The sequence below is a fragment of the Pseudomonas syringae pv. tomato str. DC3000 genome (assembly GCF_000007805.1).
GTDB classification, from domain to species: domain Bacteria; phylum Pseudomonadota; class Gammaproteobacteria; order Pseudomonadales; family Pseudomonadaceae; genus Aquipseudomonas; species Aquipseudomonas avellanae.
Map to the genome: position 1 here is coordinate 2,418,504 of NC_004578.1, position 15,485 is coordinate 2,433,988.

11 protein-coding genes are annotated in these 15,485 nt (G+C 57.7%); 8 read left to right on the forward strand and 3 right to left on the reverse strand.

Annotated features, from left to right (window positions below; all coding sequences use genetic code 11):
• Positions 1 to 6: 6 nt before the first annotated feature.
• The 6 genes from PSPTO_RS11420 to sucD all read left to right on the forward strand — a co-directional run bounded on the left by PSPTO_RS11420 (position 7) and on the right by sucD (position 8,929).
• A complete protein-coding gene (locus PSPTO_RS11420) occupies positions 7 to 711 on the forward strand; it encodes a succinate dehydrogenase iron-sulfur subunit (RefSeq protein WP_003382004.1) in 705 nt (234 codons plus the stop codon).
• 259 nt (positions 712 to 970) lie between these two features.
• Positions 971 to 3,802 carry a 2-oxoglutarate dehydrogenase E1 component gene (locus PSPTO_RS11425; RefSeq protein WP_005769626.1) on the forward strand — a complete coding sequence of 944 codons (2,832 nt, stop codon included), beginning with the start codon at positions 971 to 973 and terminating at the stop codon, positions 3,800 to 3,802.
• 41 nt (positions 3,803 to 3,843) lie between these two features.
• A complete protein-coding gene (odhB, locus tag PSPTO_RS11430; RefSeq protein ID WP_005769624.1) occupies positions 3,844 to 5,064 on the forward strand; it encodes a 2-oxoglutarate dehydrogenase complex dihydrolipoyllysine-residue succinyltransferase in 1,221 nt (406 codons plus the stop codon).
• 172 nt (positions 5,065 to 5,236) lie between these two features.
• Positions 5,237 to 6,673 (forward strand): dihydrolipoyl dehydrogenase, encoded by a 1,437-nt coding sequence (gene lpdA, locus PSPTO_RS11435; protein ID WP_003382001.1) that lies wholly within the window; start codon positions 5,237 to 5,239, stop codon positions 6,671 to 6,673.
• Between the two features lie 208 nt (positions 6,674 to 6,881).
• Positions 6,882 to 8,048: an ADP-forming succinate--CoA ligase subunit beta gene (gene sucC / locus PSPTO_RS11440; RefSeq protein WP_002552981.1), complete on the forward strand. Its 1,167-nt coding sequence runs from the start codon at positions 6,882 to 6,884 to the stop codon at positions 8,046 to 8,048.
• Entirely contained in the window at positions 8,048 to 8,929 is an 882-nt protein-coding gene (sucD, locus tag PSPTO_RS11445) for a succinate--CoA ligase subunit alpha (protein ID WP_005617294.1), read from the forward strand. The genes sucC and sucD overlap by 1 nt, the downstream gene beginning before the upstream one ends.
• Positions 8,930 to 9,069: 140 nt before the next feature.
• On the opposite strand, the gene PSPTO_RS11450 is transcribed toward sucD, so the two are convergent.
• Both PSPTO_RS11450 and PSPTO_RS11455 read right to left on the reverse strand, forming a co-directional pair.
• Complete coding sequence (locus PSPTO_RS11450; RefSeq protein ID WP_003408269.1) at positions 9,070 to 10,494, reverse strand: IS1182-like element ISPsy6 family transposase; 1,425 nt, start codon at positions 10,492 to 10,494, stop codon at positions 9,070 to 9,072.
• Positions 10,495 to 10,626: 132 nt separating this feature from the next.
• Positions 10,627 to 11,202: a GNAT family N-acetyltransferase gene (locus tag PSPTO_RS11455; RefSeq protein ID WP_005769620.1), complete on the reverse strand. Its 576-nt coding sequence runs from the start codon at positions 11,200 to 11,202 to the stop codon at positions 10,627 to 10,629.
• A gap of 301 nt (positions 11,203 to 11,503) precedes the next feature.
• On the opposite strand from PSPTO_RS11455, the gene brnQ reads away from it, so the two are divergent.
• Entirely contained in the window at positions 11,504 to 12,817 is a 1,314-nt protein-coding gene (gene brnQ, locus PSPTO_RS11460) for a branched-chain amino acid transport system II carrier protein (RefSeq protein WP_005769618.1), read from the forward strand.
• Between the two features lie 97 nt (positions 12,818 to 12,914).
• Here brnQ and PSPTO_RS11465 read toward each other — a convergent pair whose 3' ends face one another.
• The gene (locus PSPTO_RS11465; RefSeq protein ID WP_005738079.1) at positions 12,915 to 13,175 is read right to left on the reverse strand and encodes a lipoprotein; all 261 of its coding nucleotides are present in this window, start codon (positions 13,173 to 13,175) and stop codon (positions 12,915 to 12,917) included.
• Between the two features lie 313 nt (positions 13,176 to 13,488).
• Between PSPTO_RS11465 and htpG the strand changes: the two genes are divergently transcribed.
• Positions 13,489 to 15,396: a molecular chaperone HtpG gene (gene htpG, locus PSPTO_RS11470; protein WP_005769616.1), complete on the forward strand. Its 1,908-nt coding sequence runs from the start codon at positions 13,489 to 13,491 to the stop codon at positions 15,394 to 15,396.
• The last annotated feature ends 89 nt before the right edge of the window (positions 15,397 to 15,485 follow it).

Consider the following 15,485-nt stretch of genomic DNA (forward strand, 5'->3'; position numbering starts at 1 on the left):
ACCGATATGTTGCAAGTCAGTGTTTATCGTTACAACCCTGATCAGGACGCTGCTCCGTTCATGCAGGAGTTTCAGGTCGATACCGGTGGCAAGGACCTGATGGTGCTGGACGTGCTGGCGCTGGTCAAAGAACAGGACGAAGGCTTTTCGTACCGTCGTTCGTGCCGTGAAGGCGTGTGCGGCTCCGATGGCATGAACATCAATGGCAAGAACGGCCTGGCGTGCATCACGCCGCTGTCTGCGGTTGTCGCCAAGAACAAGCTGGTTGTCCGTCCTCTGCCAGGTTTGCCGGTTATTCGTGACCTGGTCGTCGATATGAGCATCTTCTACAAGCAATACGAGAAGGTGAAGCCATTCCTGCAGAACGACACGCCGGCTCCGGCCATCGAACGTCTGCAAACGCCAGAAGAGCGCGAAAAGCTCGATGGTCTGTACGAGTGCATTTTGTGCGCTTGCTGCTCGACCTCCTGCCCGTCCTTCTGGTGGAACCCCGACAAGTTCCTCGGTCCAGCTGCACTGCTGCAAGCCTATCGTTTCCTGGCTGACAGCCGTGACACCCGCACCAACGAGCGTCTGGCTTCGCTTGATGACCCGTTCAGCGTATTCCGCTGCCGCGGCATCATGAACTGCGTCAACGTATGTCCGAAGGGCCTGAACCCAACCAAGGCTATCGGTCACGTGCGCAACATGTTGTTGCAAAGCGGCATCTGATTCATCGCTTTATCTGTTACACCGTTGCACAGAAGTGGCTGCGGCGCAGGCTTCAACCGGCGCCGTAGTTTTAACCTGAGCAGTAGCTCGCAAAGCTGCCGCTCTTATTTTGAAGAAATGAGACCAGCAGGGGCATCCGGGCTGGTACCCGGACTATCTGCGTGATCCCTGGTGACTTGATACAGTCGCTGCACACGACTATTTCAGGATTGCTCTGGTGTCTTCGCCGGTGGTGTCCCCTTACCGAGGGTGACCAAGCATGCAAGAAAGCGTGATGCAGCGCATGTGGAACAGTGCCCACCTATCCGGTGGTAACGCTGCCTATGTGGAAGAGCTCTATGAGCTCTACCTGCACGACCCTAACGCTGTGCCAGAAGAATGGCGCACCTACTTTCAGAAGTTGCCAGCAGACGGCAGCTCTGCCACTGATGTATCGCATTCGACTATTCGCGATCATTTCGTGTTGCTGGCTAAAAACCAGCGCCGCGCTCAACCGGTGTCCGCCGGCAGTGTGAGCAGCGAGCACGAAAAGAAGCAGGTTGAAGTGCTGCGACTGATCCAGGCGTATCGGATGCGTGGCCATCAGGCTGCTCAGCTCGATCCGCTGGGCCTTTGGCAGCGTCCTGCACCCGCAGATCTGTCGATCAATCACTACGGCTTGACCAATGCCGATCTGGACACGACTTTCCGCGCTGGCGACTTGTTCATCGGCAAAGAGGAAGCGAGCCTACGCGAAATTCACGAAGCGTTGCAGCAGACATATTGTCGCACCATAGGCTCCGAGTTCACCCACATCGTGGATTCCGAGCAGCGCAACTGGTTCATGCAGCGTCTCGAAAGTGTTCGTGGTCGTCCGGCGTTTTCGGCTGACATCCAGAGCCACTTGCTTGAGCGTGTCACTGCGGCGGAAGGTCTCGAGAAATACCTGGGCACCAAATACCCAGGCACCAAGCGTTTCGGTCTGGAAGGCGGCGAAAGTCTGATTCCGATGCTCGACGAGCTGATTCAGCGTTCCGGGTCCTATGGCACCAAGGAAGTCGTGATCGGCATGGCCCACCGTGGTCGTCTGAACGTACTGGTCAACACCTTCGGCAAGAACCCGCGCGACCTGTTCGACGAGTTCGAAGGCAAGAAAAAAGTGGAACTGGGTTCCGGTGACGTCAAATACCACCAGGGCTTCTCTTCCAACGTCATGACCGCAGGCGGTGAAGTTCACCTGGCCATGGCATTCAACCCGTCTCACCTGGAGATCGTTTCTCCGGTGGTCGAGGGTTCAGTGCGCGCGCGTCAGGATCGTCGCAACGATCCGAACGGTGACAAGGTTCTGCCGATTTCCCTCCACGGCGATGCGGCTTTTGCCGGTCAGGGCGTGGTCATGGAAACCTTCCAGATGTCGCAGACTCGCGGCTTCAAGACGGGCGGCACGATCCACATCGTTATCAACAACCAGGTCGGTTTCACCATCAGCAACCCGCTGGACTCGCGTTCCACCGAGTACGCCACCGACGTTGCCAAGATGATTCAGGCGCCGATCCTCCATGTAAATGGTGATGATCCGGAAGCCGTGATGTTCGTCACCCAGTTGGCGATCGACTACCGCATGCAGTTCAAGCGGGACATCGTCATCGATCTGGTCTGCTACCGCCGTCGCGGTCACAACGAAGCTGACGAGCCCAGCGGCACCCAGCCTCTGATGTATCAGCAGATCACCAAGCAGCGCACCACCCGTGAGCTGTACGCCGAGCATCTGATCAAGACCGGCGTCCTCGATGAAGCCCGCGTTCAGGCCAAGGTCGATGACTACCGCAGCGCGCTGGACAACGGCCTGCACGTGGTGAAAAGCCTGGTCAAGGAGCCGAACAAGGAATTGTTCGTCGACTGGCGTCCGTATCTGGGCCATGCCTGGACTGCGCGTCACGACACCCGATTCGATCTCAAGACCCTGCAGGAACTGTCCGCCAAGCTGATGGAGTTGCCAGAAGGCTTCGTCGTGCAGCGTCAGGTGCAGAAGATCTACGAAGATCGCCAGAAGATGCAGGCCGGTGGCTTGCCGATCAACTGGGGCTACGCCGAAACCATGGCATACGCCACGCTGGCGTTCGAAGGCCACCCGATCCGCATGACAGGCCAGGACATCGGTCGCGGTACGTTCTCGCACCGTCACGCTGTGCTGCACAACCAGAAAGACGCCGGGACTTACATTCCGCTACAGAATCTGTACGCCGGTCAGCCGCGTTTCGACCTGTACGACTCGTTCCTGTCGGAAGAGGCCGTGCTGGCATTTGAATACGGTTACTCGACTACCCAGCCGGATGCACTGGTTATCTGGGAAGCGCAGTTCGGCGACTTTGCCAACGGCGCCCAAGTGGTTGTCGACCAGTTCATCACCAGTGGTGAACACAAGTGGGGCCGTCTGTGCGGTCTGACCATGCTGTTGCCTCACGGCTACGAAGGCCAAGGGCCGGAGCACTCTTCGGCACGTCTTGAGCGCTACCTGCAATTGTGCGCAGAGCACAACATTCAGGTGTGCGTACCGACGACTCCGGCGCAGATCTACCACCTGTTGCGTCGTCAGGTCATCCGTCCGCTGCGCAAACCGTTGATCGTGCTGACTCCGAAATCGCTGCTGCGTCACAAGCTGGCTGTTTCGACGCTGGAAGATCTGGCCGAAGGCTCGTTCCAGACCGTCATTCCGGAAATCGATACCCTCGATCCGGCCAAGGTCACGCGTCTGGTGCTGTGCAGCGGCAAGGTCTACTACGACCTGCTGGAAAAACGCCGTGCCGAAGGTCGTGAAGACATCGCTATCGTTCGTCTCGAGCAGCTGTACCCGTTTCCTGAAGACGACCTGATGGAAACCATCGCGCCGTACACCAACCTGCAGCATGTGGTCTGGTGTCAGGAAGAGCCGATGAACCAGGGTGCCTGGTACAGCAGCCAACACCATTTGCGTCGCAGCATGGGCAACCACAAACGCGAACTCGTTCTCGAGTACGCCGGTCGTGATGCTTCTGCCGCACCAGCCTGTGGTTACGCTTCGATGCACGCTGAGCAGCAGGAAAAACTCCTGCGCGATGCCTTCACTGTTTAACGCCTTCGAGCATTAGAAACCGAATTAAGGAATTACAGATAATGGCTATCGATATCAAAGCCCCCTCTTTCCCGGAATCCGTTGCCGATGGCACCATTTCCAAGTGGTACAAAAAAGAGGGTGATGCGGTAAAGCGCGACGAGATGCTGGTTGACATCGAGACTGACAAGGTTGTCCTGGAAGTACTGGCCGAAGCTGATGGCGTGATGGGCGCGATCACCAAGGAAGAGGGCGCTATCGTCCTGTCCAATGAAGTGCTTGGCACGTTGAATGACGGTGCCACGGCATCTGCTGCTCCAGCACCCGCTGCTGCGCCTGCTTCGGCACCTGCCGCTGCACCGGCTGCCGCTGGCGAAGAAGACCCGATTGCCGCGCCTGCTGCGCGTCAACTGGCTGAAGAGAACGGCATCAACCTGGCCAGCGTCAAGGGCACCGGTAAAGACGGCCGTATCACCAAGGAAGACATCGTTGCTGCCGTTGAAGCGAAGAAATCCGCTCCAGCCGCTGCGCCTGCTGCCAAGCCTGTCGCCGCTGCTGCTCCGGTCGTTGCCGCTGGCGACCGCACCGAGAAGCGCGTGCCGATGACCCGCGTTCGTGCAACCGTTGCCAAGCGTCTGGTCGAAGCCCAGTCGAACATGGCGATGCTGACCACGTTCAACGAAGTCGACATGACCGAAGTCATGGCGCTGCGTTCGAAGTACAAGGACCTGTTCGAGAAGTCGCACAATGGCGTACGTCTGGGCTTCATGTCCTTCTTCGTAAAAGCGGCCACCGAAGCGCTGAAACGCTTCCCGGCAGTCAACGCTTCGATCGACGGTTCTGACATCGTTTACCATGGTTATGCCGACGTCGGTGTAGCGGTTTCCAGCGATCGCGGCCTGGTTGTGCCGGTTCTGCGTAACGCCGAGCACATGAGCCTGGCTGAAATCGAAGGCGGCATCGCCACCTTCGGCAAAAAAGCCCGTGACGGTAAGCTGTCCATCGATGAGATGACCGGTGGCACCTTCACGATCACCAACGGTGGTACTTTCGGTTCGATGATGTCGACGCCGATCGTCAACCCGCCACAGGCTGCAATTTTGGGAATGCACAACATTCTGCAACGCCCGATGGCAGTCAACGGTCAGGTTGTGATTCGCCCGATGATGTATCTGGCGCTGTCTTACGATCACCGTTTGATCGATGGTAAAGAAGCAGTAACTTTCCTCGTTACCATCAAGAACCTGCTGGAAGATCCAGCTCGTCTGTTGCTGGATATCTGATGAGGCAGCCTCGAGTCGCAAGCTTCCAGCTTCAAGTCAGAAGCGAAAGGGCGTGCAGTCGGGGCTGATGTGTTTTACCTAATCAATAGGTCGCAAGTCGGCCTCGCGTTGAAACGCGGACTGACTTGCAGCTTGCAGCTAAAAGCTTGCAGCTAAAGAGGAACTCTTTGTTATGTCCCAGAAATTCGACGTGGTAGTGATTGGCGCAGGCCCTGGCGGCTATGTTGCCGCCATCAAGGCAGCGCAACTTGGTCTCAAGACTGCCTGCATCGAGAAATACCAGGACAAGGAGGGCAAACTGGCCCTCGGTGGTACCTGCCTGAACGTAGGTTGCATTCCATCCAAGGCGCTGCTCGACAGCTCCTGGAAATTCTACGAAGCCAAGAACGGTTTCGCAGTGCACGGCATTTCGACATCTGAAGTGGCCATCGACGTGCCCGCCATGATCGGTCGCAAGTCGACCATCGTCAAAGGCCTGACCGGCGGCGTCGCCAGCCTGTTCAAAGCCAACGGCGTGACCACCCTGCAAGGCCACGGCAAATTGCTGGCCGGCAAGAAAGTCGAGCTGACAGCGGCCGACGGCACTGTTGAAATCATCGAAGCGGACCACGTGATCCTTGCTTCGGGCTCGCGTCCTATCGACATTCCGCCAGCTCCGGTTGATCAGAAAGTCATCGTTGATTCCACCGGTGCGCTGGAATTTCAACAGGTTCCACAGCGTCTGGGCGTTATCGGCGCAGGCGTAATCGGTCTGGAGCTGGGTTCGGTCTGGGCTCGCCTCGGCGCTCAGGTCACTGTTCTGGAAGCGCTGGACAAGTTCATCCCGGCCGCTGACGAAGCCGTTTCCAAGGAAGCGCTGAAAACCTTCACCAAGCAGGGCCTGGACATCAAACTGGGCGCTCGCGTGACCGGCTCCAAGGTCAACGGCGAAGAAGTGGTGGTCAGCTACACCGACGCAGCAGGCGAGCAGTCGATCACGTTCGACCGTCTGATCGTTGCTGTCGGACGTCGTCCTGTGACCACCGACCTGTTGGCCTCCGACAGCGGTGTCGACCTCGACGAGCGCGGTTTCATCTACGTCGATGACTACTGCACCACCAGCGTTCCGGGCGTCTATGCCATCGGTGACGTGGTTCGCGGCCTGATGCTGGCGCACAAGGCCTCGGAAGAGGGCATCATGGTTGTCGAGCGCATCAAGGGTCACAAGGCCCAGATGAACTACAACCTGATCCCGTCGGTTATCTACACCCACCCGGAAATCGCGTGGGTAGGCAAGACCGAACAGACCCTCAAGGCCGAAGGCGTTGAAGTCAATGTCGGTACGTTCCCGTTCGCAGCCAGCGGCCGTGCCATGGCAGCCAACGACACCGGTGGTTTCGTCAAGATCATTGCCGATGCCAAGACCGACCGCGTTCTGGGTGTTCACGTTATTGGCCCGAGCGCTGCCGAACTGGTACAGCAGGGCGCCATCGCGATGGAATTCGGCAGCAGCGCAGAGGACATCGGCATGATGGTCTTCTCGCACCCGACTCTGTCCGAGGCATTGCATGAAGCTGCACTGGCTGTGAATGGCGGCGCCATCCACATTCAGAATCGCAAGAAACGCTAAGACAACAAGAGAAACCACGACGCAGTGCCCGTCGTGAGCCTTGCCAGCAGGGCTTACCGCGGAATCTGCGCCGGACTCGACCTCTCAGGCGGCTTCACGAGTGCCCGACGGCATTTGCGGGGTCCACCCGGAGTAGCGGTCACAGGTGGTGCGGCACGCTGACGTGCAGCACCGAATGCGCAGTACCTAAACGAAGACGGTAATAAGCATGAATCTTCACGAGTATCAGGGTAAGCAGCTGTTCGCTGAGTACGGCCTGCCAGTATCCAAAGGTTACGCGGTAGACACCCCGGAAGCAGCAGCAGAAGCCTGCGACAAGATCGGCGGGACCGAGTGGGTCGTCAAAGCCCAGGTTCACGCAGGTGGTCGCGGTAAAGCGGGCGGCGTAAAGCTGGTTCGTAGCAAGGAAGACGCTGCAGCGTTCGCCCAACAGTGGTTGGGCAAGCGCCTGGTGACTTACCAGACTGACGCCAACGGTCAGCCAGTGACCAAGATCCTGGTCGAGTCCTGCACCGACATCGCCAAAGAGCTGTATCTGGGCGCTGTGGTCGATCGTTCCAGCCGTCGTATCGTGTTCATGGCTTCCACCGAAGGTGGTGTGGACATCGAGAAGATTGCTCACGACACTCCTGAAAAGATTCTTAAGGCCACGATCGATCCACTGGTTGGCGCTCAGCCATTCCAGGGTCGCGATCTGGCTTTCCAGCTGGGTCTGGAAGGCAAGCAGGTCACTCAGTTCGCCAAGATCTTCACCGGTCTGGCCAAACTGTTCCAGGACCATGACCTGGCTCTGCTGGAAGTGAACCCGTTGGTGATCAAGGCCGACGGCGATCTGCACTGCCTGGACGCGAAGATCAACATCGACGCCAACGCCATGTACCGTCAGCCTAAGCTGAAGGGCTTCCACGATCCTTCGCAGGACGATCCTCGCGAAGCTCACGCTGCCAAGTTCGAACTGAACTACGTTGCGCTGGAAGGCAACATCGGCTGCATGGTCAATGGTGCTGGCCTGGCCATGGGAACCATGGACATCGTCAACCTGCATGGCGGCAAGCCTGCAAACTTCCTTGACGTTGGCGGCGGTGCCACCAAGGAACGCGTTACCGAAGCGTTCAAGATCATTCTGTCCGACACCAATGTCGCCGCAGTACTGGTCAACATCTTCGGCGGCATCGTTCGTTGCGACATGATTGCCGAAGGCATCATCGGTGCAGTGAAAGAAGTCGGCGTGAAAATCCCGGTTGTTGTGCGCCTTGAAGGCAACAACGCTGAACTGGGCGCTAAAGTACTGGCAGAAAGCGGTTTGAACATCATCGCTGCGACCAGCCTGACCGACGCTGCTCAACAAGTTGTCAAAGCCGCGGAGGGCAAGTAATGAGCGTCCTGATCAATAAAGACACCAAGGTTATCTGCCAGGGTTTCACTGGTTCGCAAGGTACTTTCCACTCCGAGCAAGCCATTGCCTACGGCACTAAAATGGTTGGCGGCGTGACGCCAGGCAAGGGTGGCACTACGCACCTGAACCTGCCAGTGTTCAACACTGTGAAAGAAGCGGTAGACACCACTGGCGCTACCGCCAGCGTTATCTACGTTCCAGCTCCTTTCTGCAAGGATTCCATCCTTGAAGCAGCGTTCGGCGGCATCAAGCTGATCGTCTGCATCACCGAAGGCATCCCGACCATCGACATGCTCGAAGCCAAGGTCAAGTGTGACGAACTGGGTGTGATCCTGATCGGTCCTAACTGCCCAGGCGTCATCACTCCGGGCGAGTGCAAGATCGGCATCATGCCAGGTCACATTCACTTGCCAGGCAAAGTCGGCATCGTGTCGCGCTCCGGCACCCTGACTTACGAAGCTGTGAAGCAGACCACTGACGCCGGTTTCGGTCAGTCCACCTGCGTCGGCATCGGCGGTGACCCGATCCCTGGCTCGAACTTCATCGACATCCTGAAACTGTTCCAGGAAGACCCGCAGACCGAGGCGATCGTCATGATCGGCGAGATCGGCGGTTCGGCTGAAGAAGAAGCGGCTGCCTACATCAAGGCACACGTGACCAAGCCGGTTGTTTCCTACATCGCTGGTGTGACTGCTCCTCCGGGCAAGCGCATGGGCCATGCCGGTGCAATCATCTCGGGTGGTAAAGGTACTGCAGACGAGAAATTCGCTGCACTGCAGGACGCTGGCGTAAAAACCGTGCGCTCCCTGGCAGACATCGGCAAGGCCTTGGCCGAGCTGACCGGTTGGCCGACCAAGTAAGCTTCGCTTACTGATTCGAGCAATCGACAAAAGCCACCTTCGCAGACTGTGTGAAAACACACTGATGAAGGCCCAAGCAAACGCCCCGACTTGTTCGGGGCGTTTTGTTTTGTATTGGCAGCAGACGAAAAAATGACCGCTCAGCCCATCAAAGCCATCAGATGGCGCACACCGAGCACTTTAATCGCTCGTTTCAGGTTATAAGCATTCACCGCCAAGGCCATTTCAGCTTTTGTCCCCTCCAGTTGTCGCAGCAAGAAACGGCCATTACCAAATAGCCATTGCTTGAGGTTGCCGAAGGGGTGCTCAACGATGGATCTTCGGTTGGCCATCATCTCAGGATGCGCCTGCATTCTTTGCTCCATCCGCTCGAAAGCCTCTTCATGGGCATGTCGTGAGACATAACGGCGCTGGGCTCGAGTGCATTGCGTTTTCAGCGCGCAGTTGGCGCAGTCATCGACCTCAGCCTGATAGATCCGATCACCTTTGTTGTGCTGTTTTAGCGTTAACCATTTGCCTGCCGGACACTGGAAACGATCGTGTCCGGCCTCATAGATAAAGTCTTTTCGCTCAAAGAGCTGCTCTTCCTGACTGCCAGGGTTTTTCGAACGATTGGGCGGTACATAGGCCGTAATCGAAGCATCCTCGCAGGCCTGAAACTGCTTGCCATTGGAGTAGCCGGCATCGGCAGTGACCGTCAGCTCATCTTGCTGTAACTCTGCTTTGGCGGCCTTGGCCATCGGCTCCAGTTGCTTTCGGTCATCGCCATCCTGGGTGACCTCATGATGCAAAATCAGGCAATGCTCGGCGTCCACGACGGTTTGCACGTTGTAGGCCACACGTGGCCCTTTGGCCGTGCGCATCATTCGGGCATCGCTTTCATGAGTGTTGAACTGCTCGATGCCCATCGAACGCATCAGTGCCTGGCAACTCTGATTATCCTGTTGTCGAGCCTCAAGCTGTGCCAGTGCTGCTTTGATTGCGCTGCGATCAATTGAATCTGTGGTTTCAGCCTTGTCGGCCTCATCCAGCTCGGCCAGATACTGAGCGATGCGCTTATCCAGTTTTTCTTCCTGGCGCTTGAGCTGCTTCAAATTCACATGACGCCGTGAGGAGGCGACCGCCTGAAACTTGCTGCCGTCGATGGCCACCAATTCACCGGCGATCAAGCCTGCTGTGCGACAAAATCGAACGAAAGCACGGCAGGTCGCGATGAAGGCGGGTTTATTGTTCTTGCGAAAGTCGGCGATGGTCTTGAAGTCGGGCTTGAGCCGGTTGATCAGCCACATCACTTCGATGTTGCGCTGACACTCGGCTTCAAGACGTCGCGATGAGCGAATCCGCTGAAAATAGCCGTAGAGGTAGAGTTTTAGCTGATCGGCGGGATCATAAGCAGGGCGCCCCGTGCTTTTTGGAATCGCTTTATCGAAGCCCAGTTGCACCAGATCGAGCTTGGCAACGTACAGGTCAATGACACGAACGAGGTGATCCTCGGGGATCAACTCTTCCAGCGAGACCGGGAATAGGCTGGTCTGGCTGCGGGACTCACCTTGGATGTAGGCCATAACGAAAAATGCTCTGTATCTTTCGATACGGAGCATTTTCTTTGAGCGCTGCGCAGATTGCTAGGTTTTCACACAGTCTGTTCGGGTGGCTTTTGTTTGGGCGAGTTAAAAGTCATACCCAGGCCAGCTTGGCTAACCGCCGTTATTTGCCCGCCATTCGTCCCGCGTCAATTCCCATAGCTGTTCCTGCGTCGTGCCGCAGACAAACTGCGATTCCTGAACGGTCACAAGGCGCATGCCTTCGCGCTGCGACAGGCGGCAGGACGCTTCATTCAAGGCGCACTTGGCCACGCGCAGAACAGGGCGTTTGAGTGTTTCAAACCAGAAGCGATCAATCGCCACGCAGACCTCTGACATCAGCCCCAGCCCCTGATAGGCCGGTGAAAGCCAGAAGCCACGGTTGTTATCCTGCTCGTCCATCATGCAGGCACTGCCGATCAAGCGGTCCTGTTGGCTGCGCAGACGAATCGACCAATGCCATTCTTCCCCGTCCTGCATCGCAGGCAGAGCGTCTTCGCGCAGGTAGCGCAGTGCTTCGCCTTCTGGATAGGGCCAGGGCACGTGATGGGTCAGGTAGCGCACGACCTCCCAGTGGTTGAACAGGCTCTGCATGGCGGGCGCGTCTTCGAGTTGCAGTGGCAGCAGGAGCAGACGTGGCGTGTGCAGGGGCGGGGTGAGGGCTACAGACCGGGTTTTCGTTTCGGGCATGGACATCAGTCATTGGCAGCAGAGATGACCGTCAATCTACCGATCAATCAACGGTGGGTCTGTCGGATATTTCCGAATATCCGGCAGCTTGTTCGACTGCTGTTCAACGGTGCGTCGTCGGGTGATACGCCCTGAGACAGTGCATTTTTGGTCGAAGTTGGCTACCCTGTCCGCCGTTTTTGCGGTGCCCTCACGAGGGGTGTTTCGCAAGGTACTGCCACGTCTTACGCCGACGGGCTGCGTCTACCTCATTAATGGGTGACGTCCCATCCCTCATCTCGAATCCGTGTGGTCCCTCGTAATGAAAGTCTTGAAAGGCCAGGACATCCTGGCACTCGGTTTTATGACATTTGCCCTGTTTGTCGGGGCTGGCAACATCATCTTTCCGCCCATCGTAGGCCTGCAGGCCGGGCCGCATGTATGGATGGCGGCGCTCGGTTTTCTGGTCACGGCGGTCGGTCTGCCGGTGATCACCGTGATCGCCCTGGCCAAGGTTGGCGGCGCGATGGATGCTTTGAGCAGCCCGATCGGCAAGATTGCCGGCGGGGCACTTGCGGCGGTCTGCTATCTGGCGGTCGGTCCGCTGTTCGCGACCCCGCGCACAGCCACCGTTTCGTTTGAAGTCGGTCTGGCCCCGCTGACCGGCGACAGCCCGATGGCGCTGCTCCTCTACAGCCTGGTGTATTTCCTGGTGGTGTTCTGGGTCTCGCTGTATCCGGGGCGCTTGCTGGATACGGTCGGGCGCTTTCTGGCACCACTCAAGATCTTCGCCCTGGCGGTGTTGGGGGTTGCGGCGTTCGCCTTGCCAGCAGGCGGCATAGGCGAGGCCGAGCCGGCTTATGCGATCGCGCCGTTTTCTCAGGGTTTCATCAATGGCTATCTGACCATGGACACGCTGGGTGCGCTGGTCTTCGGCATTGTCATCGTCAATGCCATCCGCTCTCGCGGTGTCGAGTCGCCGCGTCTGATCACTCGCTACGCGATCATCGCCGGGCTGATTGCCGGTGTCGGGCTGGCGCTGGTGTATGTCAGCCTGTTTCGTCTGGGCTCCGGCAGTCATGCGGTCGCAGCAGGCGCGAGTAACGGCGCTGCGGTCCTGCATGCCTACGTGCAGCACACCTTCGGTTCGCTGGGCAGCGGCTTTCTTGCCGTGCTGATTTCTCTTGCCTGTCTGGTCACGGCGGTGGGCCTGACCTGCGCCTGTGCGGAATACTTCGCCAAGGTGCTGCCGTTGTCCTATCGAACGCTGGTGATCATTTTGGCGGTGTTTTCGTTACTGGTGTCCAATCTGGGGCTGACCAGGCTGATCCAGTTTTCGATTCCGGTGCTGACAGCGATCTATCCGCCGTGCATCGTGCTGGTCGCGCTGAGCTTCTGCAAAGGCCTCTGGCAGAGTCAGGGCAGGGTGGTCGCGCCAGTCATGCTGGTGTCGTTCGTTTTCGGCCTTGTCGACGCGCTCAAGGGGGCAGGTTTTGGTGAGTACCTGCCGGGTGCGCTGACCAGTATGCCGCTGAGTGATCAGGGGCTTGCGTGGCTGGTGCCATCGGTCATCACCCTGGCGGGCGCAGTGGTGATCGACCGGGTCATGGGCAAGCGTAGCGAGGCGCTGGCTTGAGTGCTCGGGTATTGCGCCGGCTGATTGCCGGGTAAATCGTAGTCAATGAAAAGGCCCGCTCGAAGCGGGCCTTTTCAGTTCAGCGAGCAGGCCAGCCTTACTTGGTGGCTGGAGCTGCTTCTGGCGCCTTGTTGGCGTTTTCAGCGGCGCGCTGCTGAGCAGCTTCCGCGTTTTTCTGGGCAGCTTCCTGGCTTTCCTTGGCCGCGTCATTCACTTTGTCCTGAGCCTTCTCCATCGACTCCTGGGACTGCTGAGCTGCCTTGTTGGCATCTTGTTGGGTGTTTTCGGACTTCTTGTCACAGGCGGCGAGGCCCAGGGTGGCAGAAAGCATCAAGGCATAGGCTAAAGATTTACGCATGGGGTGTTTCTCCTTATTAAGTATTCACGTGCCTAAGAGCCTGCCCCCGAGAGTTAAGTTCCAACCGTGACGACAATATTGGAAACACCTGTTTCATCGTGGGGGCAGACCGAAGACGTTGACCCCATTGCGCCGGTTTCAAACGAGCAGCGTTCAATGCCTCGCCGGTCGCATTCCAAGCATGAAACACGCGTCGGGCATCATTGGCTCTTGAAATCCCTGACCCAGCCCCCACCTTGATGACTACCCGCTGTCATAGAGGCTTTAGCCTGATTGTGACGGCTTATACCATCCAGATCGGAGTTTGATGATTATGAGTGTGGAAACTCAAAAGGAAACCCTGGGCTTCCAGACCGAGGTAAAGCAGCTGCTGCACCTCATGATCCATTCGCTGTATTCCAACAAGGAAATTTTCCTTCGCGAATTGATCTCGAACGCGTCTGACGCGGTCGACAAATTGCGTTTTGAAGCGTTGTCCAGGCCTGAGCTGCTGGAAGGCGGCGCCGAGCTGAAGATCCGCGTGAGCTTCGACAAGGACGCGAAGACCGTTACCCTTGAAGACAACGGCATCGGTATGAGCCGTGAAGATGTTATCACCCACCTGGGGACCATCGCCAAATCCGGCACCGCTGATTTCATGAAAAACCTGTCGGGCGATCAGAAGAAGGATTCGCACCTGATCGGTCAGTTCGGCGTGGGCTTCTACTCGGCATTCATCGTTGCTGACCAGGTCGAAGTGTTCAGCCGTCGCGCCGGTTCGCCCTCCAGCGAAGGCGTGCACTGGTCCTCCAAAGGCGAAGGCGAGTTTGAAGTCGCCAACGTCGACAAGGCCGAGCGCGGTACGCGTATCGTGCTGCACCTGAAAAACGGTGAAGAAGAGTTCGCGGACGGTTACCGTCTGCGCAACATCATCAAGAAGTACTCCGACCACATCGCCTTGCCGATCGAGCTGCCCAAAGAGCAGGCTCCTGCCGCAGAAGGCGAAGAAGCACCGGCGCAGGAATGGGAAACCGTCAACCGCGCCAGCGCACTCTGGACACGCCCTCGCACCGAGGTGAAGGACGAGGAGTATCAGGAGTTCTACAAGCACGTCGCCCACGACTACGAGAACCCGCTGAGCTGGAGCCATAACAAGGTCGAAGGCAAGCTGGAATACACCTCGCTGCTGTACGTGCCTGCGCGTGCGCCGTTCGATCTGTATCAGCGCGAAGCACCGCGCGGCCTGAAGCTCTATGTGCAGCGCGTGTTTGTCATGGATCAGGCCGAATCGTTCCTGCCGCTGTACATGCGCTTCGTCAAGGGCGTGGTCGATTCCAATGACCTGTCGCTGAACGTGTCCCGCGAAATCCTGCAGAAAGACCCGATCATCGATTCGATGAAATCGGCGCTGACCAAGCGTGTGCTGGACATGCTCGAGAAGCTGGCGAAGAACGAACCCGAGCAGTACAAGGGCTTCTGGAAGAACTTCGGTCAGGTGCTGAAAGAAGGCCCGGCGGAAGACTTTGCCAACAAAGAAAAAATCGCGGGTCTGCTACGTTTTGCATCGACTTCCGACGACAGCGGCGAGCAAAGCGTTTCTCTGGCCGATTACCTGGCGCGCGGCAAAGAAGGTCAGGACAAGATCTACTACCTTACTGGCGAATCCTACGCGCAGGTCAGAAACAGCCCGCACCTTGAAGTCTTCCGCAAGAAGGGCATCGAAGTGTTGCTGCTGACCGACCGTATCGACGAGTGGCTGATGAGCTACCTCAGCGATTTCGACGGCAAGAACTTCGTCGATGTGGCGCGCGGCGACCTTGATCTGGGCAACCTTGATTCCGAAGAGGACAAGAAAGCGCAGGAAGAGATTGCCAAGGACAAAGAAGGCCTGATCGAACGTCTGAAGGCTGCACTGGGCGAGTCTGTGAGTGAGGTGCGAGTCTCCCATCGCCTGACCGATTCTCCAGCGATTCTGGCCATAGGTGAGCAGGACATGGGCTTGCAGATGCGTCAGATTCTGGAAGCCAGCGGGCAGAAGGTTCCGGACTCCAAGCCAATCTTCGAATTCAACCCGGCTCACCCGCTGATCGGCAAGCTCGACGCCGAGCAGAGCGAAGAGCGCTTTGGCGACCTGTCGCACATCCTGTTCGACCAGGCGGCGCTGGCTGCCGGCGACAGCCTGAAAGACCCGGCCGCTTATGTGCGCCGGTTGAACAAGCTGTTGGTAGAACTGTCGGTTTGATAGCCGACTGACAAGAAACCCGCTTCGGCGGGTTTTTTGTTGGGGGCAGTAACCACCCACTCTCATCTTGCGTATGACCAGGAGTCAGT